Genomic DNA, 23,372 nt, shown 5'->3' with positions numbered 1-23,372 from the left:
TCAGAAACGGTACTGCTCGTCGTAACCGTTGCCCTGCTGCTGTCCGTCGCCCTGGTACGGGTACTGCTGCTGCTCCTGGCCGTGTTCGCCGCCGTACTGGCCGTCGGTGCTGCGCTGCTGCGGCACCCACACCCCGCCGGCCGGGGTCTCGCCGCCGTAGCCGCCGGCGTACTGGTCCTGGCCGTAGTTCTGCTGGCCGTACTGGTTCCCGTAACCGGAGGTGTCGTACGAGGTGCCGCCGCCGTAGGTCTGGGTGCCGATGTACGGGTCGGAGTAGGCCGCGTACTGCTGCTGGCCGGTGGTGTCGTAGCCGTACTGCTGGTAGCCGGAGTAGCCGTCGTAGGAGTACGACTGGTCGGCGCCCTGGGCGGCCGTCGCGTACTGGTCCTGGGGCTGGCCCTCGGCGGCGTAGGAGTTGTTGCCGTAGACGCCGTAGGAGCCGGTGTCGTCGGGCATCGGCTGCGGCTCGTACACCGCGGTGGACTCGGCGGCCGCGGGCTCGCCGGAGCGGTCCGCGGTGAACACGTCGTCGCGCTCGTAGCCGTCGTCCTGGAGGTAGGCCGCCTTCTCCGCCGCGTACGCCGCCTTGTCGTCGGCGTGGTCGCCGTCGTCGTAACCGTCCGTGCGGGCCTCCTGGCCGGAGACCTCCAGGTCCGAGTCGTCCTCCGCCCTGCCGCGACGGCGCGCGAAGCCCGCGACGCCACCGATGCCCTCGTCGTCCTCGTCCGGGCGCTTGACCGCCCAGCCGGCCGCGAAGCCGCGCCGGAACGACAGGGTGACGTAGGTCTGGCCGACCGCGAAGGCGGCGGCACCCAGTCCGATGACGATCACGGACGGGATGAGCACGCCGAGCACGACGCCGAGGAAGCCGCCGAAGGCGAGCAGTCGCCAGCGCAACCGCGCCTTGTACTGCAGCAGCACCTCGCCGAGCAGCCACAGTGCGACGATGCCGAACGCGATGTAGAGGACCGTCCAGCCCATGTACGCCCCTCTCCCAGTGGCCGCTACGCAGTGTGTCGTATCTGGGTACGGCCGGTCTAGGCCTGCGGCGGTTGGTGCAGGCCCAGATTCTCGTAGATCTCCAGCGTAGCCGTGGAGTTGTTGAGCGTGATGAAGTGCAGTCCGGGCACTCCCTCGGCCTGCAGCCGCGCGCAGAACTCCGTGGCGTACTCGATGCCAATGGAGCGTACAGCGGCCGGATCCTCTTTCGCTGTGAGGATCCGCTCTTTCAGGCCTTCCGGGATCGCGGCGTTGCTCAATTGTGGCAGTCGTTCCAGCATCTTGACGCTGGTGACCGGCATGACCTCGGGGATCACCGGGGTCTCGCAGCCGGCCGCCTCCACCCGGTCGCGCAGCCGCAGGTACGACTCCGGTTCGAAGAACATCTGCGTGATGGCGTAGTCGGCGCCGGCCCGGCACTTGTCGACGAAGTGCGCGACGTCGGACTCCCAGTCCGCGGAGCGCGGGTGCATCTCCGGAAAGGCGGCCACGCCCACGCAGAAGTCGCCGGACTCCTTGATGAGTTGGACGAGTTCGGCGGCGTAGGTCAGACCCTGCGGGTGCGGCACCCAGTCGGCCATGGGGTCGCCGGGCGGGTCGCCGCGCACCGCGAGCATGTTGCGGATCCCGGCGTCGGCGTACTGCCCGATGATGTTGCGCAGCTCGGCGACGGAGTGGTCGACCGCGGTGAGGTGGGCGACCGGGGTGAGGGTGGTGTCCGAGGCGATCTGCTCGGTCGCCCGCACGGTGCCGGAACGGGTGGAGCCGCCCGCGCCGTACGTCACGGAGACGAAGTCCGGGGCGACCGCCTCGACCCGGCGCAGCGCGTTCCACAGGTTGCGCTCGCCCTTCTCCGTCTTCGGGGCCCAGAACTCGAAGGAGTGGACCGTCTTGCCGGTGGCGAGCATGTCGCGCACGGTACGCGCGCGGTCGGTCCGGGTGGACGCGGTTCCAAGGGCCATACCCGCAGGTTAGCCAGGGGGCGGCGGACACCCAACCGAATGCGGGAAATTTGCCCGAATTGTCGACTTGTTGTCCACCCCTTGGACAGGGCGTCGCCCTGCGACACCTGGCGACGCCCGGGACGTCACGCGTTCCGCAGCCGCTCGGCGAACTCCGCCGCCGCCGCGCCCGGATCGTCCGCCCCGGTGATCGCCCGTACGACGACGACCCGGCGGGCGCCCGCGTCGAGCACCTCGTCGAGGTTGCCGAGGTCGATGCCGCCGATCGCGAACCAGGGACGGCCGGTGGCGAGGGCCGCGGTGTGGCGCACCAGGTCGAGGCCGGGCGCGTGGCGTCCGGGCTTGGTGGGCGTCGGCCAGCAGGGGCCGGTGCAGAAGTAGTCCACGCCGTCCTGGACGGCGGCGGCCTCCGCCTCGGCCGCGGAGTGCGTGGAGCGGCCCACGAGGACGTCGTCGCCGAGGATCGCGCGGGCGGCGGGGACCGGGAGGTCGCCCTGGCCGAGGTGGAGCACCCGGGCCCCGGCGGCGTGCGCCACGTCCGCGCGGTCGTTGACCGCGAGCAGCTTGCCGTGCCGGGCGCAGGCCTCGACGAGGACCGCCAGATGGTCCAGCTCCTCGGCCGCCTCCATGCCCTTGTCGCGCAGCTGCACGATGTCGACCCCGCCGGCCAGGACCGCGTCCAGGAACTCCGCGAGGTCGCCCTGCTCCTTCCGGGCGTCCGTGCAGAGGTAGAGCCGGGCGTCGGCGAGCGCGGCGCGTGCGGTGGCGGCGGTGTCGGGCATGCGTGGGTCCCCCCGGAGCCCCTGGCGGGGCGGTGTGCGATGACGTACGGCCGCGGTGCGCCACTGCCGTGGGCCGCGGCCGTACGTCGGACGGTTGTTCGGATCAGCAGGTCAGACGGCGAGCGCCTGGGCGCGGCGCTTCACCTCCGTGCCGCGATTCTCGCTCAGGGCCTGCGCGGGGGTGCCGGGCAGGCTCGGGTCGGGAGTGAACAGCCACTCCAGCATCTCCTCGTCGGAGAAGCCGTCGTCCCGCAGCAGCGTCAGGGTCCCGGTCAGGCCCTTGACGACCTTGTCCTCGTCGATGAAGGCGGCGGGGACGTGCAGCGCCCGGTTCTCGCCCCGGCGTACGGCGATGAGCTGGCCCTCCTTGACCAACTGCCGCACCCGGGTCACCTCGACGTCGAGCATCTCGGCGATGTCGGGAAGGGTGAGCCAGGCGGGGACGAGAGCATCAATCTTTGCGTCAATCTCGGTCACGCCTTCAAGACTGCCATCCCGGACCGGCCGTGCACAGCCGGGCTGCCCCCGGCGGGCTACGCCGTCGCCGCCTTCAGCGGTCGCGCGGGGTCCTCCAGCAGCACGGGGTCCATCGCCGCCCCGGCCTCGATCAGCCGCCGGCCCTGGGCCAGGTCCCGGGGGCGCCCCACGGCGAGCAGCGCGACCAGGCGGTTCTCGCGCAGCCAGCACACGGTCCACGCGGGACCGGACGGGTCGCCGCGCCACACGGTCGCGTCGGCGCCGGTGTGGTGGCCCGCGTACTGCACGAAGCGCCCGAACTGCTCGGACCAGAAGTAGGGCACCGGGTCGTAGAACACCGGGGGCTCGTCGGTGGCCTCGCCGACGATGTTCGCCGCGACCGTGCGCGGCCCCTGGAGGGCGTTGTCCCAGTGGTGGACCAGCAGGCGCTCGCCGTACCTGCCCGAGGGGAAGGAGGCGCAGTCGCCGACCGCGTAGACGTCGGGGACGGAGGTGCGCAGGCAGGCGTCGGCCAGGATCTCGCCGTGCGGGCCGAGGGCGATGCCGGAGCCGGCCAGCAGGTCCGTGGCGGGGCGGGCCCCGATACCGACCACGACCGCGCCCGCGGGCAGCCGGGTGCCGTCGTCGAGCACCACCTCGCCGGGCTCGACGTGTGTCACGCGCGCGTGGGTGCGCAGTTCGGCGCCGCTGTCGGCGTACCAGCCGGTCATCGGGGCGGCCACCTCGGCGGGCAGCGCGCCGGCCAGCGGGCGGTCCGCCGCCTCGACGACCGTCACCGCGCAGCCCGCCTCCCGGGCGGCCGTCGCGAACTCCGCGCCGATCCAGCCCGCGCCGACGACCACGATGTCGTGCTGCCGGGCCAGTACCGGCCGCAGCCGCGCGGTGTCGTCGAGGGTGCGCAGCAGGTGCACGCCGGGCACCCCCTCCGTGCCGGGCAGCCGGATCGGCTCGGCGCCGGTGGCGAGGACCAAAACGTCGTAGGGCACCGCGACCGGCCCCACGCCGGAGCCGGGAGCCTCGGAGGTACCGCCTGCGGTGTCCACCTCCCGGTCGTCCGGGCGGACGCCCAACACCTCGCAGCCCAGGCGCAGTTCGATGCCGAGCGCCTCGAAGTCGACGTCGAAGGCGGAGTCCTCGGCCTTGCCGAGCAGCACGGCCTTGGACAGCGGGGGCCGGTCGTAGGGCTGGTGGGGCTCGGCGCCGAGCACGGTCACCGGGCCGGTGAAATCCTGCTCCCGGAGGGCGACCGCGGTCTGCACCCCGGCCATGCCCGCGCCGACGACGACCACGCGCCGCTGTCCCGAGGTCACTCGTTGCTGCGTCTGCTCGCTCACTCGATCACCATAGACAACCGGCCGTCCGACGTTCGGAGGTCGGCTCCCTCACCGGCTCCGGCTACCCGGCCGGTTCCTCGACCACGCTGGTGCCGCTGCCCGGCCGCGACTCCCACTCCCAGGTCTCCTCCAGCCGCACCCGGCCGTCGGGGAGTTCGACGACCGTCGACACACAGCGGCCGCTCGCCGTGGTGCCGTCCTGGACCAGCTGCACGTACCGGAAGTCCAGCCGGTCACCCGACCGGGTACCCACCAGCCGCCCGCGCACGACATCGCCACCCGCGTACTCGGCCCAGATCGCGCCGTCCTCCTCGTGGTACGTGAACCGGGTGCGGGTGCCGACCTGACCTGCGGCCTGGTCGGCCACCGGGGCGAGGACGAGACCGTCGAGCGAACGGGCCATGGGCGAAGGCTCCCTTACTGAGACTTACGGCATCGGGCTAGGGTGGTCAACGTAAAGCACTCGCGGGAGCCCGGACGCACCGGGCTGAGAGGGAGGCTGGCGGCCTCCGACCGTACGAACCTGATCCGGGTCATGCCGGCGAAGGGAGGGGCTGGACGCCCATGTCGCCTACGCGTACGTCAGACGTCCTCGTCGTGGGGGGCGGGATCATCGGACTCGTGACGGCCTGGCGGGCCGCGCAACGCGGGTTCGCCACGGCCGTGGTGGATCCCGAGCCCGGCGGCGGGGCCGCGCAGGTGGCGGCCGGGATGCTGGCCGCCGTCACGGAACTGCACTTCGGCGAGCAGACCCTGCTCGGCCTGAACCTCGCCTCGGCCCGCCGCTGGCCGGACTTCGCGGCGGAGCTCACCGACTGCACCGGCCACGACCTCGGCTACCGCCGCTGCGGCACGCTCGCCGTGGCGCTGGACGCCGACGACCGGGCCGAACTGCGCGAACTGCACGCCTTCCAGCGGCAGTCGGGGCTGGAGTCCGAGTGGCTGTCCGGGCGGGAGTGCCGACGGCTGGAACCGATGCTCGCGCCGAGCGTGCGCGGCGGGCTGCGGGTCGACGGCGACCACCAGGTCGATCCACGACGCCTCGCGGCCGCCCTGGTGGCCGCGTGCGAGCGGTCGGGGGTGGTGTTCCACCGGGAGTGGGCCGAACGGCTGGAGGTCGCCCGGGGGCGGGCGACGGGGATCGTCACCCGCGAGGGCACGACGTCGGCCGCGGAGCAGGTGGTGCTCGCGGCGGGCAGCCTCAGCGGGCGGCTCGCGGGGCTCCCGCCGGACCTGCGGCCGCCGGTGCGGCCCGTGAAGGGGCAGGTGATCCGGCTGGCCGTGCCGCCGCGGTACGCGCCCTTCCTGAACCGGACCGTACGGGCCGTGGTGCGCGGCGGGCACGTCTACCTGGTGCCGCGGGAGAACGGCGAGCTGGTCGTCGGCGCGACGAGCGAGGAACTGGGCTGGGACACCACGGTGACCGCCGGGGGCGTGTACGAGCTGCTGCGCGACGCGCACGAGCTGGTGCCGGGCCTGACCGAGCTGCCCCTCACCGAGACCCGGGCCGGGCTGCGCCCCGCCTCCCCGGACAACGCGCCGCTGCTCGGCCCGACCGGACTGGACGGCCTGCTGCTGGCCACCGGGCACCACCGCAACGGTGTGCTGCTCACCCCGGTCACCGGCGACGTGCTCGCGCACACGCTGGCCACCGGTTCGCTGCCGGACGAAGCCCGTCCCTTCACCCCCCGGCGGTTCGCCGCCGCCGCACTCACGGAGCAGCCCGTATGAGCGTCCCGGCCACTCCCGCCCCCGCCGTCAGCGTCTCCGTCAACGGCGAGCCCCGGCTGATCGCGGCCGGCACGGCCCTCGACGTCCTGGTTCGCACGCTCACCGCGGCGCCGTCCGGCGTGGCCGCCGCGGTCAACGAGACCGTCGTCCCGCGCGGGCAGTGGCCCGCCACGGCCCTGTCCGAGGGCGACCGCGTCGAGGTCCTCACCGCCGTCCAGGGAGGCTGACCCATGGCCGACGATCCCCTCGTCCTCGGCGGTACGTCCTACTCGTCCCGGCTGATCATGGGTACGGGCGGCGCGCCCAGCCTCGACGTGCTGGAACGCGCGCTGGTCGCCTCCGGCACCGAGCTGACGACGGTCGCGATGCGCCGGGTGGACGCCTCGGTGCACGGGTCCGTGCTGTCGGTGCTGGAGCGGCTCGGCATCCGGGTGCTGCCGAACACGGCCGGCTGCTTCACCGCGGGCGAGGCCGTGCTGACCGCGCGGCTGGCCCGGGAGGCGCTCGGCACCGACCTGGTCAAGCTGGAGGTCGTCGCCGACGAGCGGACCCTGCTGCCCGACCCGGTCGAGCTGCTGGACGCGGCGGAGACGCTGGTGGACGACGGGTTCACGGTGCTGCCGTACACGAACGACGATCCGGTGCTGGCGCGCAGGCTCCAGGACGTGGGGTGCGCCGCGGTCATGCCGCTGGGGTCGCCGATCGGGTCGGGGCTCGGGATCCGCAACCCGCACAACTTCCAGCTGATCGTCGAGCAGGCGCAGGTGCCGGTGATCCTCGACGCGGGCGCCGGTACGGCGTCGGACGTGGCGCTGGCGATGGAGCTGGGGTGCGCCGGGGTGATGCTCGCCTCGGCGGTGACCCGGGCGCAGGAGCCGGTGCGGATGGCCGCCGCCATGCGGTACGGGGTGGAGGCGGGGCGGCTGGCCCGGCTGGCCGGCCGGATCCCCCGGCGGCACTTCGCCCAGGCGTCGTCACCGGTGGCCGGACTGGCCGCGCTCGATCCCGAGCGTCCGGCCTTCTAGGGCGTGTTTCGAAAGTCCCGTCTGCCCGGCGGCGTCTGGCACGCGCGCCGGACGGACGTACGAGGCACGCCCAGGGCCACGCGGCAGGCGGACTGCCGGGGCACGCCCCGGGTGGCGCGCCGAGCGGACTTCCGCGTCCGCCCGGGAGCCGCCGCGGCGGGCGGGACATGCGGGACCCGCCCGAGGTGCCGCGGCGGACGGGGCTTTCCCGAGACGCCCCCGGCGCCGCGGCGGGCGAGGGTCGCCCCCCGCCTCCTGCGCGCCGGCGCCCCGAGGGCATCGGACCGGCGGCCCCGCACGCCGGTCCGGCGGCCGCGGTCACCGGATGGTGATCGTGACCGTCGATCCCTTGGGCGCCTTGTCGCCGGCCTTCACCGACTGCTTCTTGACCGTGTCGCCGAACAGACCGAGCAGGCCCCGGTCCTCCTCGACCTGGAAACCGGCGGCCTCCAGCCGGCTCCTGGCGTCGTCGACACCGGCGCCGACCACGTCCGGGACCGCGACCATCTCCGGGCCCCTGGACAGCGTCAGCGTCACCGTGTCGCCCTCGGCTGCCTGGCCGTCGGCGGCCGGGGTCTGCGCCGCGACCTGCCCGGCGTCGTACTCCGAGTTGACCCGGGCGGTGCCGACCTCCACCTTCAGGCCCGCCTGCGTGAGCGTGGCCTTGGCGTCCGCCAGGTCCTGGCCGGTCACGTCCGGCACGTCCACCGGGCTGCCCTTGCTGACCGTGAGGGCGACCGCCGCGCCGGAGTGCCGCGTCGCGCCCGGCTGCGGGTCGGTGGCGATCACGAAGCCCCGGGGCACGTCGTCGCTGAACTCGCGGGAGACCAGGCCCGGCTCCAGCCCGCTGTCCTTCAGCACCGCCCGCGCCTTGTCCAGCCGGTATCCCGCGAGGTCCGGCACCTTCACCGTCTCCGGGCCCTTGGACAGCGTGATCGTGACGGCGTCGTGGTCGCGGATGCGCTCGCCCGGCGCGGGGTCCGTGCCGATGACCGTGCCGCGCTCGACGGTGTCGCTGTAGGCCTGCTTGACCGTGCCGACCTTCAGCCCGGCCGCCTGGAGCCGGTCCCTGGCCTGGGCCTCGGTCTTCGCCAGCAGCGGCGGGACCTTGGTGAACTGGCCGGAGTTGATGTACCAGACTCCGGTGCCGACTCCGAACACCACCAGGACGGCCGCGACGACCAGGGCGAGCCGCCGGGACCCGGTCGCCTCCCGCCGCGGCGGGAGCGGCGGCGGGCTCTGGAGCCTGCTGGTGCGCCGGACCCCCGCCCGGGGCTCGTCGTCCTCGTTGACGGGCAGCGGCCGCGGCATGGTCAGTGCCCGCGGGATGACGCTCGTACGGTCCTCGGCGTTGTCGTGCGACGGCGCCACCGCCTGCGGCGGCATCGCGTCCAGCTGGTCCTCGCTCAGCGCCTCCCGCGTCAGGCGCACCTGCGCCAGCAGTTCCACGGCGTCGTGGGGCCGGACGTCCGGGGTGCGCGCGGTGGCCGTCGCGACCAGTTCGTCCAGCGGGTACGGCAGCCCCGGCACGACGGCCGAGGGCGGCGGCACGTCGTCGTGGAGGTGCTTGTAGAGCACCACGGCGGGGGAGTCGCCCTCGTGCGGCCGGTCGCCGGTCAGCATCTCGTACAGGACGACACCGCACGCGTACACGTCCACACGCGGATCGGCGGTGCCGTTCTCTATCTGCTCGGGCGCGAGATAAGAGACGGTGCCCAGCACCGTCCCCGTGGTGTTGGTGACCGTGTCCACGGCCCGTACCAGCCCGAAGTCGGCGACCTTGACCCGTCCGTCGTCCCCTATGAGGACGTTCTCGGGCTTCATGTCCCGGTGCACGAACCCGGCCCGGTGGGCGGCGCCCAGCGCGGCCAGCACCGGTTCCAGGATGTCCAGGGCGGCCCGCGGTTGCAGCGCCCCGCGCTCGCGCAGCACGTCACGCAGGGTGCAGCCGGCCACGTACTCCATGGCGAGGTACACGTACGACCCGTCGTTGCCCTGGTCGAAGACCTGGACGACGTTGGGGTGCGCGAGCCGTGCCACGGACTTCGCCTCCCGGATGAACCGTTCGACGAAGGAGCCGTCCACCGCGAGCGTCGGGTGCATCACCTTGAGCGCGAGAACGCGGTCCAGGCGGGTGTCCACGGCCCGGTAGACCGTGGCCATCCCGCCGACGGCGATCCGCGCGTCGACGCGATACCGGCCGTCGAGCACCTGCCCGACGAGGGGGTCCTGAAGGGTCGTATCCACGGGCTGAGTGTACGAGCCAGGGCGGACGGACCTCCCGCTGAAGCCGGTATCGGGTGATACTGCAGCTGACCTGTGACGCTTCCCACGCTCGCGTAGCCGGAGGCCGCTCCCGTTCCCGGGCGTCCCGGCGGCCGGTGCCGGGACGCGCCGGGCGCCATGACACCCTGAACAGGTGAGACACGAGCAGTCCGGCCCCTCCCGCAACCCCGTCGGCGGTCACGTCCCCGTCGCCGGCGGCCTGAATTCGGTGGGGATGACGTACGCCCGCGACCTGGGGGCTGAGGCCGTGCAGGTCTTCGTCGCCAACCCGCGCGGCTGGGCCACCCCGCCCGGCGACCCGCGGCAGGACGAGGCGTTCCGCGCGTCCTGCGCGGACGGGTCGGTCCCCGCGTACGTGCACGCCCCGTACCTGATCAACTTCGGCTCGCACACCGAGGCGACCGTGGAGCGGTCCGTGGAGTCCCTGCGGCACTCGTTGCGGCGCGGGCGGGAGATCGGCGCGCTCGGCGTGGTCGTGCACACCGGGAGCGCGACCGGCGGCCGGGAGCGGTCCGTGGCCCTGCGGCAGGTGCGGGAGCGGCTGCTGCCGCTGCTGGAGGAGCTCACCCACGACGACGACCCGTACCTCCTGCTGGAGTCGACCGCGGGCCAGGGTTCCTCGCTGTGCTCCCGGACCTGGGACTTCGGGCCGTACTTCGAGGCGCTGGACGCCCATCCGAGGCTGGGCGTGTGCCTGGACACCTGCCACATCTTCGCGGCCGGCCACGACCTGACCGGTCCGGACGGGATGCATCAGACCCTGGACCTGCTGGTGGACACGGTCGGCGAGGGCCGGCTGAGGCTGATCCACGCCAACGACTCCAAGGACGTGGCGGGCGCCCACAAGGACCGGCACGAGAACATCGGCGCCGGTCACATAGGCGAGGACCCGTTCCGGGCGCTGATGACCCACCCCGCGACGGCGGGCGTCCCGCTGATCATCGAGACGCCGGGCGGCAAGGAAGGGCACGCGGCCGACGTGGAGCGGCTGAAGAAGCTCCGCGACTGCTGACCCGGGGCCGCTGACCCGCGACTGCCGGCCCGGGGCTCGGGGCTCAGAGCTCGGGGCCGTCCCCGGGCTTCTCCTGGTACGAGTAGCGCTGCTCCCGCCAGGGGTCGCCGATGTTGTGGTAGCCCCGCTCCTCCCAGAAGCCGCGGCGGTCGGCGGTCATGTACTCCACGCCGCGGACCCATTTGGGGCCCTTCCAGGCGTACAGGTGCGGGACGACCAGGCGGAGCGGGAAGCCGTGTTCCGCCGTGAGCAGCTCGCCGTCCTTGTGGGTGGCGAAGATGGTGCGCTCGGCGGCGAAGTCCGCCAGCCTGAGGTTGGAGCTGAAGCCGTACTCCGCCCACACCATCACATGGGTGACGGCCGGGGCGGGCGGGGCGAGCTCCAGGACGGCGCGGGCCGGGATCCCGCCCCACTCGGCGCCGAGCATGCTGAACTTCGTCACACAGTGCAGATCGGCCACCACGGTGGTGTACGGCAGGGCCGTCAGCTCCTCGTGGTTCCAGCAGCTCTTGTCACCGTCGGCGGTGGCCCCGAAGACCCTGAACTCCCAGCGCTCGGGTCGGAACTTGGGTACCGGTCCGTAGTGCGTGACGGGCCAGCCGCGCTGGATTCGCTGTCCCGGCGGAAGCTCGGACCGTGCCGCTTCGCCTGATTCGCGCTCCACCGGATGACCCATGCCTCCATCCTGACAGACCCCGGGCAGTGCCCATGACCAAGGGAACAAAGTCACCCAAACCGTACTGAGCATGCACTTACTTACTAAGTACGCACTTACTGGACGATCTTCTACGGCGGTGCAATCATGCGGCCGCAACCACCGCAGTTCCCCACGTGGAAGGAGCCTGACGCGATGCAGGGCGACCCCGAGGTCATCGAGTTCCTGAACGAGCAGCTCACCGGTGAGCTCACCGCGATCAACCAGTACTTCCTGCACGCCAAGATGCAGGAGAACTTCGGCTGGACGAAGCTCGCGAAGTACACGCGGCACGAGTCGTTCGACGAGATGAAGCACGCCGAGGTGCTCACCGACCGGATCCTGTTCCTCGACGGGCTGCCGAACTACCAGCGTCTGTTCCACGTGCGGGTGGGACAGACCGTCAAGGAGATGTTCGAGGCCGACCGGCAGATCGAGGTGGAGGCGATCGACCGCCTCAAGCGCGGCATCAAGGTGATGCGCGAGAAGGGCGACATCACGTCGGCGAACATCTTCGAGTCGATCCTGGAGGACGAGGAGCACCACATCGACTACCTCGACACCCAGCTGGAGCTGCTGGAGAAGCTCGGCGAGGCGCTCTACCTCGCGCAGCTGATCGAGCAGCCGGAGAGCTAGGGCCGCGGCACCGAGGCCCGTCCGGCTCTAGGCGGCCTCGTCCAGGGCGGACAGGACCGGCTCGCCCTGGTCGGCCATCTCGCGGCGCGGACACGCCCCCCGGCCGAGGATCGCCTGGATCCGCCGTACGCAGGAACCGCAGTCGGTGCCCGCCTTGCAGGCCGAGGCGATCTGGCGCGGAGTGCACGCGCCGTCCGCCGCGTGCTTCTTGACCTGCGCCTCGGTCACCCCGAAGCAGCTGCACACGTACACGCGGATTCACCTCCCGACGGGATCGATCAGTCTTGCCGTCCCGAAGATCGGTGAGGCTTACCTAACCTTACCCGTCGCGCGGAACCCGCAAAAGTGCGAGGGGGCGCGGATCGCATGTGATCCGCGCCCCACTGCCGACACAGCCCCGGTCACTGGTCCCGGTACATCTCCGCGACCAGGAACGCCAGGTCGAGCGACTGGCTGCGGTTCAGACGCGGGTCGCAGGCCGTCTCGTAGCGCTGGTGCAGGTCGTCGACGAAGATCTCGTCGCCGCCGCCCACGCACTCCGTGACGTCGTCGCCGGTGAGCTCCACGTGGATGCCGCCCGGGTGCGTGCCCAGGCCCTTGTGGACCTCGAAGAAGCCCTTGACCTCGTCGAGCACGTCGTCGAAGCGGCGGGTCTTGTGGCCGGAGGCAGCCTCGAAGGTGTTGCCGTGCATCGGGTCGGTCACCCAGGCCACGGTGGCGCCGGAGGCGGTGACCTTCTCGACCAGCTCGGGCAGCTTGTCGCGGACCTTGTCCGCGCCCATCCGCACGATGAAGGTGAGACGGCCCGGCTCACGGTCGGGGTCCAGGCGGTCGATGTACCGCAGCGCCTCCTCGGCCGTGGTCGTCGGGCCGAGCTTGATGCCGATCGGGTTGCGGATCTTCGAGGCGAACTCGACGTGCGCGTGGTCCAGCTGCCTGGTGCGCTCGCCGATCCACACCATGTGCGCCGAGACGTCGTAGAGCTGACCGGTGCGCGAGTCGACCCGGGTCAGGGCGGACTCGTAGTCGAGCAGCAGCGCCTCGTGCGAGGAGTAGAACTCGACGGTCTTGAACTCCTCCGGGTCCGTGCCGCAGGCCCGCATGAAGTTCAGCGCGTTGTCGATCTCGCGCGCGAGCTGCTCGTAGCGCTGCCCGGACGGGGACGACTTCACGAAGTCCTGGTTCCAGGCGTGCACCTGGCGCAGGTCGGCGTAACCACCGGTGGCGAAGGCGCGCACCAGGTTGAGCGTGGAGGCGGAGGCGTTGTACATGCGCTTCAGCCGCGCGGGGTCCGGGACCCGGGCCGCCTCGGTGAAGTCGAAGCCGTTGACGGAGTCGCCCCGGTAGGTGGGCAGGGTCACCCCGTCGCGGGTCTCGGTGCCCTTGGAGCGCGGCTTGGAGTACTGGCCGGCGATCCGGCCCACCTTGACCACGGGCACGGACGCGGCGTACGTGAGCACGGCGCCCATCTGGAGGAGCGTCTTGAGCTTGGCCCTGATGTGCTCGGCGGACACCGCGTCGAAGGACTCGGCGCAGTCACCGCCCTGGAGCAGGAACGCGTCACCGCGGGCGACGGCGGCCATCCGGGCACGCAGTTGGTCGCACTCGCCGGCGAACACCAGGGGCGGATACGACTCGAGCTCGGCGATCACATCGCGCAGAGCCTCGGCATCCGGGTACTCGGGCTGCTGCGCCGCGGGCAGGTCTCGCCAAGTCGCCTGAGCGGCGACACTTCGGGAATCAGCGTTCACGGTCACGCACTCAACACTACGGGGTCGCGTCGAGTCCTTTTCGCCCGGCTCGACAGGTGAGACGGCGTCTCACTCACATGTGCACCGCCGGGGCAGGGTTGGGGTAGGGTGCGTCGCATGTACGCGCTTTCGACCCAGAACTGGTGGTGGACCGCTCATCCGGCGGCCCACTGACTGCGCGTACGCACGACTTCGCGAAGGCCGCCCGAGGGGCGGCCTTCGGTGTTTTCCGAGGCGCGGGCCGTCCCTCTCCACGAGAAGGACACGGACCCATGCAGTTGCTCGACCTGCTCGACGACCCCCGCCCGTTCGCCCTGCTGCGCCGCCGCGCCCCCGGCCACGACGACACGGTCGTGGAGGTGCTCCTCGGTCCGGTGACCGCCTACGACCGGCTCGCCGACCTGCCCGACGAGGGGCTCGCGCTGGTCCCCTTCCGCCAGATCCGCGAACGCGGGTTCGACGTGCGGGACGACGGCACCCCGCTGGTGTTCCTCACCCCCGAGGAGACGTACGCCGTCCCGCTCGCCGACGCCCTGGACCAGCTTCCGGACCACGAGGTGCGGGTGGAGGGCGGCGGCTTCGACGTCGGCGACGAGGAGTACGCCGACATCGTCGGGCGGGTGCTGCGCGAGGAGATCGGGCGGGGCGAGGGCGCGAACTTCGTGATCCGGCGGACCTACACGGGCGAGATCCCCGGCTTCGGGCGCGCCGACGCGCTCGCGCTGTTCCGCCGGCTGCTGGCGGGCGAGCGGGGCGCCTACTGGACGTTCGTCGTGCACACCGGGGAGCGCACCCTGGTGGGCGCCAGCCCCGAGGTGCACGTGCGGATGTCCGGCGGCACGGTCGTGATGAACCCGATCAGCGGGACGTACCGCTATCCCGACGCGGGGCCGACGCCTGAGCACCTGCTCGGTTTCCTGGCCGACGGCAAGGAGATCGAGGAGCTGTCGATGGTCGTCGACGAGGAGCTCAAGATGATGTGCACCGTCGGCGACATGGGCGGGGTCGTCGTCGGTCCGCGGCTGAAGGAGATGGCCCACCTCGCGCACACCGAGTACGAGCTGCGCGGCCGTTCCTCGCTGGACGTGCGCGAGGTGCTGAAGGAGACCATGTTCGCGGCCACCGTCACCGGCTCGCCCGTGCAGAACGCCTGCCGGGTCATCGAGCGGTACGAGCCGGTCGGGCCGGACGGTGCCGGGCGCGGCTACTACGCGGGCGCGCTGGCGCTGCTCGGCCGGGACGCGGGCGGCGCCCAGACCCTCGACTCCCCCATCCTCATCCGCACCGCCGACGTCGACGCGGCCGGCCGGCTGCGGGTGCCGGTGGGCGCCACGCTGGTGCGCGGGTCGGATCCGGCGGGCGAGGTCGCGGAGACGCACGCCAAGGCGGCGGGGGTGCTGGCGGCGCTCGGGGTGCGTCCGCCGCGGTCCGGCGCGCGGCGGGCGCTGCCCCGGCTGGCGGACGACCCGCGGGTGCGGGCCGCGCTGGACGGGCGGCGGGCGTCCCTGGCGCCGTTCTGGCTGCGGATGCAGGAGCGGACCGCGCAGCTCGACGGGCACGCCCTGGTCGTCGACGCGGAGGACACCTTCACCGCGATGCTCGCGCACGTGCTGCGCTCCGGCGGGCTGGACGTGACCGTGCGGCGCCATGACGAGCCGGGACTGCGGGAGGCGGTGCTCGCGCACGAGGGGCCGGTCGTCCTCGGTCCCGGCCCCGGCGATCCCTCGGACCTCGCCGACCCCAGGATGCGGCTGCTGCGCGACCTGACCGCCCGGGTGCTCGGGGAGCACCGGCACGGCGTCCTCGGCGTCTGCCTCGGGCACGAGCTGATCGCGGCCGAGCTGGGGCTGCCGATCGTCCGCAAGGAGGTGCCGTACCAGGGGGCGCAGACGGAGATCGACCTGTTCGGGCGGACCGAGACCGTCGGCTTCTACAACAGCTTCGTGGCGCGCTGCGACGAGACGGCGTTCGCGGAGCTGGCCGGGCGCGGCATCGAGGTCAGCCGCGGTGCGGGCGGGGAGGTGCACGCGCTGCGCGGGCCGGGCGGCGCGCACGGCGACGCGTTCGCCGGGATCCAGTTCCACCCGGAGTCGGTGCTGACGCTGAACGGCGCCGCCGTCGTACGGGAGCTGGTCGGTCAGCTGCGCGGCACCAGTACGTTCGCGGAGCGCAGGCCGGCCGTGTAGTCGAGGACGTTCTGCACGGTGGCCTCGACGATCTGGCCCACCGCGTCCACGGTGTAGTACGCCTGGTGGGAGGTGACCAGGACGTTCGGGAAGGTGACCAGGCGGGCCAGGGTGTCGTCCTCGATGGCCTCCATGGACCTGTCGAGGAAGAACAGGCCCGCCTCCGCCTCGTAGACGTCGAGGCCGACGCCGGTGAAGCGGCCCTCGCGCAGTTCGGCGACGAGGGCCGCGGTGTCGACCAGACCGCCGCGGCTGGAGTTGACCAGGATCACGTCGTCCTTCATCAGTTTCAGGGCGGCGGCGTCGATCAGGTCCTGGGTCCCCGGCAGCAGCGGGACGTGCAGGCTGACCAGGTCGGACTCGGCGAGGAGGCGGTCCTTGGGCACATAGGTCATGCCGAGCTCCAGGCAGGCCGGGTTCTCGGCGACGTCCCAGCCGAGCAGCCGCATGCCGAAGCCGTGGGCGATCCTGGCGAACGCCTCCCCGATCTTGCCGGTGCCGACGATCCCCGCGGTACGGCCGTGCATGTCACGGCCCATCAGACCGTCGAGGCGGAAGTCGAAGTCCCGGGTGCGGGTGGCCGCGCGGACGACCCGGCGGTTGACCGCCATGGCGAGGGTCCAGGCGAACTCGGCCACCGAGTAGGGCGAGTAGGACGACACCCGGGCGACCCTCAGGCCGAGCCGCTCGGCGACCTGGAGGTCGATGTTGTTGAAGCCGGTGGAGCGCTGGGCGACCATCCGGGTCCCGCCGGCCGCGAGGATCTCCAGCACGCCGGAGCCGAGGTCGCAGTTGACGCTGGTGCAGACGACCTCGTGGCCCACCGCGATGGGAGCGGTGTCCTCGTTGAGGAAGACGTCCAGGCAGCGGATCTCGTGGTGACCGGCGAACGCCTTCTCCAGCAGGGGCTTCTCGTCCGCCTGGACACCGAAGGCGAGGATCTCCACGACCGCTCCCGTTCCGTTCCCGAGCCGCTGGGCCATGGGCCGATCCTACGGCCCACGACCCGCTGCGGCCGGTGGCGCGGGTTCAGCCGAAGAAGACCCCGACCTCCTGGTACAGCTTCGGGTCCACCGTCTTCAGCCTGGCGGTGGCCTCCGCGATCGGGACGCGGACGATGTCGGTGCCGCGCAGGGCGACCATCTTGCCGAAGTCGCCCTCGTGGACGGCGTCGATGGCGTGCAGTCCGAAGCGGGTGGCGAGCCAGCGGTCGAAGGCGCTGGGGGTGCCGCCGCGCTGGATGTGCCCGAGCACGGTGGTACGGGCCTCCTTGCCGGTGCGCCTCTCGATCTCCTTGGCCAGCCACTCGCCGACGCCGGACAGCCGGACGTGCCCGAAGGAGTCCAGCGACTCGTCCTTCAGGACCATCTCGCCGTCCTTGGGCATGGCGCCCTCCGCGACGACGACGATCGGCGCGTACGACGCCTTGAAGCGGGAGGTGATCCAGGCGCACACCTGGTCGACGTCGAAGCGCTGTTCGGGGATGAGGATGACGTTGGCGCCGCCGGCCAGACCCGAGTGGACGGCGATCCAGCCCGCGTGGCGGCCCATGACCTCGCAGACGAGGACGCGCATGTGCGACTCGGCGGTGGTGTGCAGGCGGTCGATCGCCTCGGTCGCGATGCCCACGGCGGTGTCGAAGCCGAAGGTGTAGTCGGTGGCGGAGAGGTCGTTGTCGATGGTCTTCGGCACGCCGACGCAGGGCACGCCGTAGTCGTCGGACAGCCGGGCCGCGACGCCGAGGGTGTCCTCGCCGCCGATCGTGATCAGGGCTTCGACCTCGTGCTTGGCGAGGTTGTCCTTGATCCGGCGGATGCCGTCGTCCTCGTTCAGGGGGTTGGTCCGCGAGGAGCCGAGGATGGTGCCGCCCCGGGGCAGGATGCCGCGCACCGCCGGGATGTCGAGGCGGACGGTGTCCCCTTCGAGCGGCCCTCGCCAGCCGTCCTTGAAGCCGACGAAGGCATAGCCGTACTCCTGCACGCCCTTGCGGACGATGCCCCGGATGACGGCGTTGAGTCCGGGGCAGTCGCCGCCTCCGGTCAGTACTCCGACCCGCATGGAAATGTCCCTTCGCCACGGTTGCCTGGTGAGGGTCACGGTAATAGTGACCCAGGTCACTTAGGCATGGGCGGGAAGGGCATTTCCGGTGAATTGCGAGGCCGTCGGTTTACGTACCGGGTCTGCTCATCGGGTTGTCCTGCGGCACCGGGCGGTGACCGGCGGGGCCCGCCGGTCGGCTCACTCCTCGTCGAGTCCGCGCTCTATCGCGTACCGGACCAGTTCCACCCGGTTGTGCAGCTGGAGTTTGCCCAGGGTGTTCTGGACGTGGTTCTGCACCGTGCGGTGGGAGATGACCAGACGTTCGGCGATCTGCTTGTAGCTCAGACCCTTGGCGACCAGCCGCAGCACCTCGGTCTCGCGGTCGGTGAGCCGGGGCGCGTCCACCGCGCCGGCCTCGGCCGCGGGCGCCGGCTCGGCGGCCAGGCGGCGGTACTCGCCGAGGACCAGACCGGCGAGACCGGGGGTGAAGACCGGGTCGCCCACGGCCGTCCGGCGCACGGCGTCCAGCAGCTCCTGCGTCGACGCCGACTTCAGCAGATAGCCGGTCGCGCCGGACTTCACCGCCTCCAGGACGTCGGCGTGCTCACCGCTCGCCGACAGCACCAGCACCCGCAGGGACGGGTCGGCGGCGACGACCTCCTTGCACACCTGGACGCCGGGCTTGGCCGGCAGGTTCAGGTCGAGGACCAGGACGTCGGGCCCGGCCGCCTTCGCCCGGCGCACCGCCTGCTCCCCGTCGCCGGCCGTGGCGACCACGTCGAAGCCCGACTCGGCCAGATCGCGGGCGACCGCGTCGCGCCACATGGGGTGGTCGTCGACGACCATGACCCTGATCGGTTCCCGCTGCTCACTCATCGCCGCCGCTCCGCCTTCCCCCACGTCCGTACCCGTCCCGCTTCCCTGCTCGCCCCGCCGCGCCCTGCCCCACGGGCCGCACCGCGTCCTTCGGCACCGTCAGCTCGACCTCCGTGCCCTGTCCCGGGGTCGAGCACAGTTCGGCGCTGCCTCCCAGGTCGCGCAGCCGCCCCCGGATCGACAGGGCCACCCCCAGCCGCCCCTCGCCCTCGGCCTGCGCGAGCCGTCCCTCGGGGATGCCGGGCCCGTCGTCGCGCACGGTCACCACGACCGAGTCCGGCTCGTCCTCGACCAGGATCCAGGCCCGGGCGTCCGCTCCCGCATGCCGGCGCACATTGTCCAGGGCCGCCCCGACGGCCGCGGCCAGCTCCCGCGCGGCGGCCGGCGCCAGCAGCACCGGGGCGCCGGGCTCGGCCAGGCTGACCCGGGCGGCGGCATGGGGGACGAGCAGCGTACGCAGATCCACCGGACCGTCGTCCTCCGGCTCGTCGACCACGACGACGACCGCCCCGTCGGCGGCGTCCCGCGACTCCCGGGACACCGGGACCAGGCCGCCGGAGACCAGGTTGCGCAGCGCCACCTCCTGCTCGCCCGCCATCCGGCCGAGCTCGGCCGCCTCGCCGCCGAGGACCGCGCCGCGCCGCTGGACCATCGCCAGCACCTGGAGCACGCCGTCGTGGATGTCCCGGGCGAGCCGCTCCCGCTCCCGGGTCGTCGCCTCGATCTCCAGGGCACGGGCGAGGGTCCGCTCCGAGGCGCGGGCGACCTCGACGACGTAGCCGATGGCGATGGAGGCGACCCAGACCAGGACCACGTTGTGGACGGTGTCGCGGGTCGGGGCGCCGCGCTCCACGAGGTTCGCCACGGCCACCAGGCTGGAGGCGCCGGCCGCCCAGCGCCAGCCGCCCTTGATGGCGAAGGCCAGCACGGACCCCGCGGTCCATATCGACGGCAGGGTCGGGCCCCCGTCGAGGATGCGCTGATGGGAGTCGGCGACCGGGGTGAGGAGGATGCCGGTGAGCGCGACGGTGAGGTCCGCGGCGAGGAACCCCCTCGTGCAGCTCGCCGCGTTCGCCACCTTCGGCAGGGTGGCCAGGGTCCACCCGGCCAGCACGAGGAAGTAGCAGACCGCCACCCAGGGACGGGCGAAGCCGTCGTAGGCGGTGGCGAACAGGCCGACCGCGTACAGCATGGTCAGCACCCGGTAACCGGTGAGCGCGCGCCACAGCGGCAGCTCCACGGACATGCTCATGACTCTGACGCGCCTGGCCAATCCCCCACGCCCCCCGCCCCGCCCCGGACCGTCGTGCCCCGGGCGCTCTACGTCTGCGACTCGTCCTTCTCGCGCTGTCCCCCGGCCGCCTGCGCGAGCGCGGCCTTCCCCGCTTCCTTCTCCGCCTTCGCGGCGTCCGCGATCTGCCGCTTGGCCGCGGTCGCGTAGATGTCCACGTACTCCTGGCCGGACAGCCGCATGATCTCGTACATGACCTCGTCGGTCACCGCGCGGAGCACGAAACGGTCGTGCTCCATGCCGTGGTAGCGGCTGAAGTCCAGCGGCTTGCCGATCCGGATGCCGGGCCGCACCATCTGCGGCACGACCTGCCCCGGCGGCTGGACCTTCTCCGTGTCGATCATGGCGACCGGGATCACGGGCGCTCCGGTGGCGAGCGCCACGCGCGCGAGGCCGCCGGGCTTGCCCCGGTAGAGACGGCCGTCGGGCGACCGCGTGCCCTCCGGGTAGATGCCGAACAGCTCACCGCGCCTGAGCACCTCTATGCCGCTCTTGATCGCGGCCTCGCCCGCGCCCCGCGCTCCGGAGCGGTCCACCGGGAGCTGGCCGACGCCCTTGAAGAAGGCGGCCGTCAGCCGTCCCTTCACCCCCGGCGTGGTGAAGTACTCGGCCTTCGCGATGAAGGTGACCTTGCGGTCGAGGACCGCGGGCAGGAAGAACGAGTCCGAGAAGGACAGGTGATTGCTCGCAAGGATCGCCGGGCCCTCGGCCGGTACGTTCTCCAGGCCCTCCACCCAGGGCCTGAAGATCATCTTCAGCGGCCCGCCGATGGAAAGCTTCATCGCGCCGTACAACAACCGAGTGCCTCCTGTATGTGTCGGTCAGACCTTAACCCGGAGTGCCGCCAATGGGCCCGACGGCCCTGGTCGGTGTCAGTGCGGTCGCGTACGGTGAACCACACTCGGAAGTGTTCTCGCCCCTGATATGAACAGGAGACCGAAGGTGCCGGTCCTTCCTGGAGCCGAGCCGTACCGCCACGAGGGCGGGGAGGTGGGTGTCCTCCTCTGCCATGGTTTCACCGGCTCCCCGCAGTCGCTGCGCCCCTGGGCCCAGTTCCTCGCCCACCGGTCGCTGACCGTGTCGCTGCCGCTGCTGCCGGGGCACGGCACCCGCTGGGAGGACCTCTGGATCACCGGCTGGCAGGACTGGTACGCGGAGGTCGACCGCGAGCTGCGCGCCCTGCGCGACCGCTGTGCCCGGGTGTTCGTGGCCGGCCTGTCCATGGGCGGCGCGCTGGCCCTGCGGCTCGCCGCCAGGCACGGGGACGCGGTCGACGGCGTCATCGTCGTCAACCCTGCGAACAAGGTCCACGGGCTGTCCGCGTACACCCTCCCGGTCGCCCGCCACCTCGTGCGTACGACCCGGGGCATCGTGAGCGACATCGCCAGGGAGGGCGTGGTGGAGGTCGGCTACGACCGGGTGCCGCTGGACGCGGCGCACTCCCTGCGGAACTTCTTCCGGCTCGTCGACCGCGAACTGCCGCAGGTCACCCAGCCGCTGCTGCTCCTGCGCAGCCCGCAGGACCACGTCGTGCCGCCGGCCGACTCCGCCCGCGTCCTGAGTCGGGTGTCGTCGACGGACGTAACGGAGGTCATGCTGGAACAGAGCTACCACGTGGCGACGTTGGACCACGACGCGAACCGGGTCTTCGAGGAGAGCTACGCCTTCATCGGCCGGCTCGCACCCAGTGTCGGCAAGGAAGGGACGGCCGCAGGTGGCTGAGCACGACTCGGAGCGCGAGGACCGCGAGGAGCGGGAGAACCGCGGGGCGCCCGACGCCCGCGGACAGCGCGACGACCACGGGGAACGTGACGGTCACCGGGAGCGCGACGGTCACCGGGAGCACGAGCCGCAGGACGCCGGGGTGTCCTTCGACGAGGACGCCGCGTGGGCGGCGATCGTCGCGGGCTACGGCGAGGAGCCGCCGGACCCGCCGGGCGCGAAGCCGTTCAAGACGGTCGAGGACCTGGCGCTGCTGGAGGCCGAGCCGAACGACGACAAGCCGGAGGAGAAGCAGCCGGTCAGACCGCTGGGCAGCTCGGTCTCCTTCGCGCCCGGTCTCGGGCCGCGCGACTACACCGCGCCCGAGGCGTCCGAGGACGACTTCGGCGAGGACGACGAGGGCCACTTCGTGCCGCCCGAGCCGCCGCCGCTGCCCGACGCGGACACCACCTCCCGGTTCGCGTGGCTGGGGGTGGTCGGCGGCCCGATACTGCTCCTGGTCGCGGTCGTGCTCGGCTGGGACATGACCTGGTGGCTGACGACGCTCGGCGTCGGCGGCTTCCTGGGCGGCTTCGCCACGCTCGTGGTGCGGATGAGGACGGACGACGAGGACGACGGCGATCCGGGCCGGGGCGCGGTGGTCTGAACCCCGGTCGCGGAACTACGACGCGGGAACCCTGAGGGCGGCCAGCACCGGAAGGTGGTCCGTGGCCGCCCTCAGGTCGGTCTCCGTCACTCCGGGCTGGCCGAGCGGCACCCCGCAGCCCAGCACCTCCACGCCCGCGGTGGCGAAGAGCGCGTCGATGCGCTGGTGGGGGTCGGTGGAGGTGGAGGTGTACTCGCCGCCCCAGGGCGCGGTGGCCCGGCAGTCCTGGAGCCCCTCGGCGAGCCGCCGGAAGGTGCGGCCGGTGGGGTGTTCGTTGAGGTCGCCGCCGGCGACCGCGTGCTGCACGCCCAGCGCGGCGAGCCGGTCGAGGAGCATCCCGCCCTGCGCCTGGCGCTCCTCGCGCTGAAGGCTGAGATGGCAGCTCAGCACGCCGAGCCGGGCCGAGCCGAACCGGACCACGGCCGTCGCGAAGCCGCGTCGGTGCAGCCCGGGGGTCAGCGGCAGCAGCACGTCCTCGGTGCTCTCCACGGTGGCGCGCAGCGAGGCGAGGAGCGCGGGCCCCGCGGCCGTGGCGCCGCCGGAGAGGATCACCTGTCCGGACGCGGCGGCCAGCCGGGCCAGTTTCTTGCGCCAGCGGAAGAACCGCGGCGCCTCCTGGATCAGGACCAGGTCGGGGGCGCAGGCGCCGATCACCCGGGCGAGCGCGGCGGTGTCGTCGCGCATCGAGCGGATGTTGTAGGAGAGGACGCGGATGACGGCCGAACCGTCGGGCTCGGTACGGGAGGCCGGAAGCAGCGGGAGCGACGTCGCCATGCACGCAAGATACGCCGTGGCCGTCCCCGGCGAACGCCGTTGCCGACGGTTCCCGGTCACCCGTCCCGCACCGACCGTCACCGGCCCGCGCGGACCCACCCCGGGACACGCTGACGCCCCGCGCCCCGGGTCGGGGTGCGGGGCGTCA

25 protein-coding genes and 1 riboswitch are annotated in these 23,372 nt (G+C 72.5%); of the genes, 9 read left to right on the top strand and 16 right to left on the bottom strand.

Going from position 1 to position 23,372, the window contains the following annotated elements; translation table 11 throughout:
* The 6 genes from ACZ60B_RS07965 to ACZ60B_RS07940 form a co-directional block, all read right to left on the bottom strand.
* Positions 1–981 carry an SCO2102 family sporulation regulator gene (locus tag ACZ60B_RS07965; RefSeq protein ID WP_469385164.1) on the bottom strand — a complete coding sequence of 327 codons (981 nt, stop codon included), beginning with the start codon at positions 979–981 and terminating at the stop codon, positions 1–3.
* A gap of 56 nt (positions 982–1,037) precedes the next feature.
* Positions 1,038–1,961: a methylenetetrahydrofolate reductase [NAD(P)H] gene (gene metF / locus ACZ60B_RS07960; protein WP_469385163.1), complete on the bottom strand. Its 924-nt coding sequence runs from the start codon at positions 1,959–1,961 to the stop codon at positions 1,038–1,040.
* Positions 1,962–2,086: 125 nt separating this feature from the next.
* Complete coding sequence (gene thiE, locus ACZ60B_RS07955) at positions 2,087–2,743, bottom strand: thiamine phosphate synthase (RefSeq protein WP_469385162.1); 657 nt, start codon at positions 2,741–2,743, stop codon at positions 2,087–2,089.
* A 111-nt stretch (positions 2,744–2,854) separates the two neighbouring features.
* Entirely contained in the window at positions 2,855–3,220 is a 366-nt protein-coding gene (locus ACZ60B_RS07950; RefSeq protein WP_005478255.1) for an Rv2175c family DNA-binding protein, read from the bottom strand.
* Between the two features lie 56 nt (positions 3,221–3,276).
* Positions 3,277–4,554, bottom strand: coding sequence for an NAD(P)/FAD-dependent oxidoreductase (locus ACZ60B_RS07945; RefSeq protein WP_469385161.1), 1,278 nt, complete (start codon positions 4,552–4,554; stop codon positions 3,277–3,279).
* 61 nt (positions 4,555–4,615) lie between these two features.
* Positions 4,616–4,957 carry an avidin-fold protein gene (locus ACZ60B_RS07940; protein ID WP_469385160.1) on the bottom strand — a complete coding sequence of 114 codons (342 nt, stop codon included), beginning with the start codon at positions 4,955–4,957 and terminating at the stop codon, positions 4,616–4,618.
* A 52-nt stretch (positions 4,958–5,009) separates the two neighbouring features.
* Positions 5,010–5,121: riboswitch (TPP riboswitch) on the top strand.
* Here ACZ60B_RS07940 and thiO point away from each other — a divergent pair.
* The 3 genes from thiO to ACZ60B_RS07925 all read left to right on the top strand — a co-directional run bounded on the left by thiO (position 5,119) and on the right by ACZ60B_RS07925 (position 7,310).
* Positions 5,119–6,285, top strand: a complete 1,167-nt coding sequence (gene thiO, locus ACZ60B_RS07935) for a glycine oxidase ThiO (RefSeq protein ID WP_469385159.1) — start codon at positions 5,119–5,121, stop codon at positions 6,283–6,285. It overlaps the preceding riboswitch by 3 nt.
* On the top strand, positions 6,282–6,512 hold the full coding sequence (gene thiS, locus ACZ60B_RS07930) for a sulfur carrier protein ThiS (protein ID WP_469385158.1): 231 nt from the start codon (positions 6,282–6,284) through the stop codon (positions 6,510–6,512). The genes thiO and thiS overlap by 4 nt, the downstream gene beginning before the upstream one ends.
* 3 nt (positions 6,513–6,515) lie before the next feature.
* Positions 6,516–7,310, top strand: a complete 795-nt coding sequence (locus tag ACZ60B_RS07925; RefSeq protein WP_469385157.1) for a thiazole synthase — start codon at positions 6,516–6,518, stop codon at positions 7,308–7,310.
* 318 nt (positions 7,311–7,628) lie between these two features.
* Here the strand turns inward: ACZ60B_RS07925 and pknB are convergent, their stop codons facing one another.
* Positions 7,629–9,557: a Stk1 family PASTA domain-containing Ser/Thr kinase gene (pknB, locus tag ACZ60B_RS07920; RefSeq protein ID WP_469385156.1), complete on the bottom strand. Its 1,929-nt coding sequence runs from the start codon at positions 9,555–9,557 to the stop codon at positions 7,629–7,631.
* Positions 9,558–9,729: 172 nt separating this feature from the next.
* On the opposite strand from pknB, the gene ACZ60B_RS07915 reads away from it, so the two are divergent.
* On the top strand, positions 9,730–10,608 hold the full coding sequence (locus ACZ60B_RS07915) for a deoxyribonuclease IV (RefSeq protein ID WP_469385155.1): 879 nt from the start codon (positions 9,730–9,732) through the stop codon (positions 10,606–10,608).
* A gap of 43 nt (positions 10,609–10,651) precedes the next feature.
* On the opposite strand, the gene ACZ60B_RS07910 is transcribed toward ACZ60B_RS07915, so the two are convergent.
* Positions 10,652–11,284 carry a sulfite oxidase-like oxidoreductase gene (locus ACZ60B_RS07910; RefSeq protein WP_469385154.1) on the bottom strand — a complete coding sequence of 211 codons (633 nt, stop codon included), beginning with the start codon at positions 11,282–11,284 and terminating at the stop codon, positions 10,652–10,654.
* 174 nt (positions 11,285–11,458) lie between these two features.
* On the opposite strand from ACZ60B_RS07910, the gene bfr reads away from it, so the two are divergent.
* Complete coding sequence (bfr, locus tag ACZ60B_RS07905) at positions 11,459–11,938, top strand: bacterioferritin (RefSeq protein WP_327314471.1); 480 nt, start codon at positions 11,459–11,461, stop codon at positions 11,936–11,938.
* Between the two features lie 27 nt (positions 11,939–11,965).
* On the opposite strand, the gene ACZ60B_RS07900 is transcribed toward bfr, so the two are convergent.
* Positions 11,966–12,190, bottom strand: a complete 225-nt coding sequence (locus ACZ60B_RS07900) for a (2Fe-2S)-binding protein (protein ID WP_469385153.1) — start codon at positions 12,188–12,190, stop codon at positions 11,966–11,968.
* A 149-nt stretch (positions 12,191–12,339) separates the two neighbouring features.
* On the bottom strand, positions 12,340–13,695 hold the full coding sequence (locus ACZ60B_RS07895) for a class II 3-deoxy-7-phosphoheptulonate synthase (RefSeq protein ID WP_469385152.1): 1,356 nt from the start codon (positions 13,693–13,695) through the stop codon (positions 12,340–12,342).
* Positions 13,696–13,806: 111 nt separating this feature from the next.
* On the opposite strand from ACZ60B_RS07895, the gene ACZ60B_RS07890 reads away from it, so the two are divergent.
* The gene (locus ACZ60B_RS07890; protein WP_152890175.1) at positions 13,807–13,863 is read left to right on the top strand and encodes a trp operon leader peptide; all 57 of its coding nucleotides are present in this window, start codon (positions 13,807–13,809) and stop codon (positions 13,861–13,863) included.
* 98 nt (positions 13,864–13,961) lie between these two features.
* Positions 13,962–15,875 (top strand): anthranilate synthase family protein, encoded by a 1,914-nt coding sequence (locus ACZ60B_RS07885; protein WP_469385151.1) that lies wholly within the window; start codon positions 13,962–13,964, stop codon positions 15,873–15,875.
* Here the strand turns inward: ACZ60B_RS07885 and ACZ60B_RS07880 are convergent.
* The 5 genes from ACZ60B_RS07880 to ACZ60B_RS07860 form a co-directional block, all read right to left on the bottom strand.
* On the bottom strand, positions 15,827–16,822 hold the full coding sequence (locus tag ACZ60B_RS07880; RefSeq protein ID WP_469385325.1) for a 2-hydroxyacid dehydrogenase: 996 nt from the start codon (positions 16,820–16,822) through the stop codon (positions 15,827–15,829). The genes ACZ60B_RS07885 and ACZ60B_RS07880 overlap by 49 nt on opposite strands.
* Positions 16,823–16,904: 82 nt before the next feature.
* A complete protein-coding gene (locus tag ACZ60B_RS07875; protein WP_469385150.1) occupies positions 16,905–17,933 on the bottom strand; it encodes a 6-phosphofructokinase in 1,029 nt (342 codons plus the stop codon).
* Between the two features lie 180 nt (positions 17,934–18,113).
* A complete protein-coding gene (locus ACZ60B_RS07870) occupies positions 18,114–18,791 on the bottom strand; it encodes a response regulator (RefSeq protein ID WP_469385149.1) in 678 nt (225 codons plus the stop codon).
* Positions 18,784–20,064 carry a MacS family sensor histidine kinase gene (gene macS / locus ACZ60B_RS07865; protein WP_469385148.1) on the bottom strand — a complete coding sequence of 427 codons (1,281 nt, stop codon included), beginning with the start codon at positions 20,062–20,064 and terminating at the stop codon, positions 18,784–18,786. The genes ACZ60B_RS07870 and macS overlap by 8 nt, the downstream gene beginning before the upstream one ends.
* 47 nt (positions 20,065–20,111) lie before the next feature.
* The gene (locus ACZ60B_RS07860; RefSeq protein WP_469385147.1) at positions 20,112–20,864 is read right to left on the bottom strand and encodes a lysophospholipid acyltransferase family protein; all 753 of its coding nucleotides are present in this window, start codon (positions 20,862–20,864) and stop codon (positions 20,112–20,114) included.
* Positions 20,865–21,024: 160 nt separating this feature from the next.
* Here ACZ60B_RS07860 and ACZ60B_RS07855 point away from each other — a divergent pair, with 160 nt between their 5' ends.
* Positions 21,025–21,804 (top strand): alpha/beta hydrolase, encoded by a 780-nt coding sequence (locus ACZ60B_RS07855; protein WP_469385146.1) that lies wholly within the window; start codon positions 21,025–21,027, stop codon positions 21,802–21,804.
* Positions 21,797–22,450 carry a hypothetical protein gene (locus ACZ60B_RS07850; protein ID WP_469385145.1) on the top strand — a complete coding sequence of 218 codons (654 nt, stop codon included), beginning with the start codon at positions 21,797–21,799 and terminating at the stop codon, positions 22,448–22,450. The genes ACZ60B_RS07855 and ACZ60B_RS07850 overlap by 8 nt, the downstream gene beginning before the upstream one ends.
* Positions 22,451–22,465: 15 nt before the next feature.
* Here ACZ60B_RS07850 and ACZ60B_RS07845 read toward each other — a convergent pair whose 3' ends face one another.
* Positions 22,466–23,224, bottom strand: a complete 759-nt coding sequence (locus tag ACZ60B_RS07845; protein WP_469385144.1) for an endonuclease/exonuclease/phosphatase family protein — start codon at positions 23,222–23,224, stop codon at positions 22,466–22,468.
* Positions 23,225–23,372 lie beyond the last annotated feature (148 nt).

The sequence above is a fragment of the Streptomyces sp. NPDC104096 genome (assembly GCF_055584385.1).
This window is presented reverse-complemented; position numbering and strand designations above follow the sequence as displayed.

Bases quoted from the DNA above. Each gene is read 5' to 3' on its own strand.
- ACZ60B_RS07965 (WP_469385164.1), bottom strand. From the start codon at position 981: ATGGGCTGGACGGTCCTCTACATCGCGTTCGGCATCGTCGCACTGTGG.
- metF (WP_469385163.1), bottom strand. From the start codon at position 1,961: ATGGCCCTTGGAACCGCGTCCACCCGGACCGACCGCGCGCGTACCGTG.
- thiE (WP_469385162.1), bottom strand. From the start codon at position 2,743: ATGCCCGACACCGCCGCCACCGCACGCGCCGCGCTCGCCGACGCCCGG.
- ACZ60B_RS07940 (WP_469385160.1), bottom strand. From the start codon at position 4,957: ATGGCCCGTTCGCTCGACGGTCTCGTCCTCGCCCCGGTGGCCGACCAG.
- thiO (WP_469385159.1), top strand. From the start codon at position 5,119: ATGTCGCCTACGCGTACGTCAGACGTCCTCGTCGTGGGGGGCGGGATC.
- thiS (WP_469385158.1), top strand. From the start codon at position 6,282: ATGAGCGTCCCGGCCACTCCCGCCCCCGCCGTCAGCGTCTCCGTCAAC.
- ACZ60B_RS07925 (WP_469385157.1), top strand. From the start codon at position 6,516: ATGGCCGACGATCCCCTCGTCCTCGGCGGTACGTCCTACTCGTCCCGG.
- ACZ60B_RS07910 (WP_469385154.1), bottom strand. From the start codon at position 11,284: ATGGGTCATCCGGTGGAGCGCGAATCAGGCGAAGCGGCACGGTCCGAG.
- bfr (WP_327314471.1), top strand. From the start codon at position 11,459: ATGCAGGGCGACCCCGAGGTCATCGAGTTCCTGAACGAGCAGCTCACC.
- ACZ60B_RS07885 (WP_469385151.1), top strand. From the start codon at position 13,962: ATGCAGTTGCTCGACCTGCTCGACGACCCCCGCCCGTTCGCCCTGCTG.
- ACZ60B_RS07875 (WP_469385150.1), bottom strand. From the start codon at position 17,933: ATGCGGGTCGGAGTACTGACCGGAGGCGGCGACTGCCCCGGACTCAAC.
- ACZ60B_RS07870 (WP_469385149.1), bottom strand. From the start codon at position 18,791: ATGAGTGAGCAGCGGGAACCGATCAGGGTCATGGTCGTCGACGACCAC.
- ACZ60B_RS07860 (WP_469385147.1), bottom strand. From the start codon at position 20,864: ATGAAGCTTTCCATCGGCGGGCCGCTGAAGATGATCTTCAGGCCCTGG.
- ACZ60B_RS07845 (WP_469385144.1), bottom strand. From the start codon at position 23,224: ATGGCGACGTCGCTCCCGCTGCTTCCGGCCTCCCGTACCGAGCCCGAC.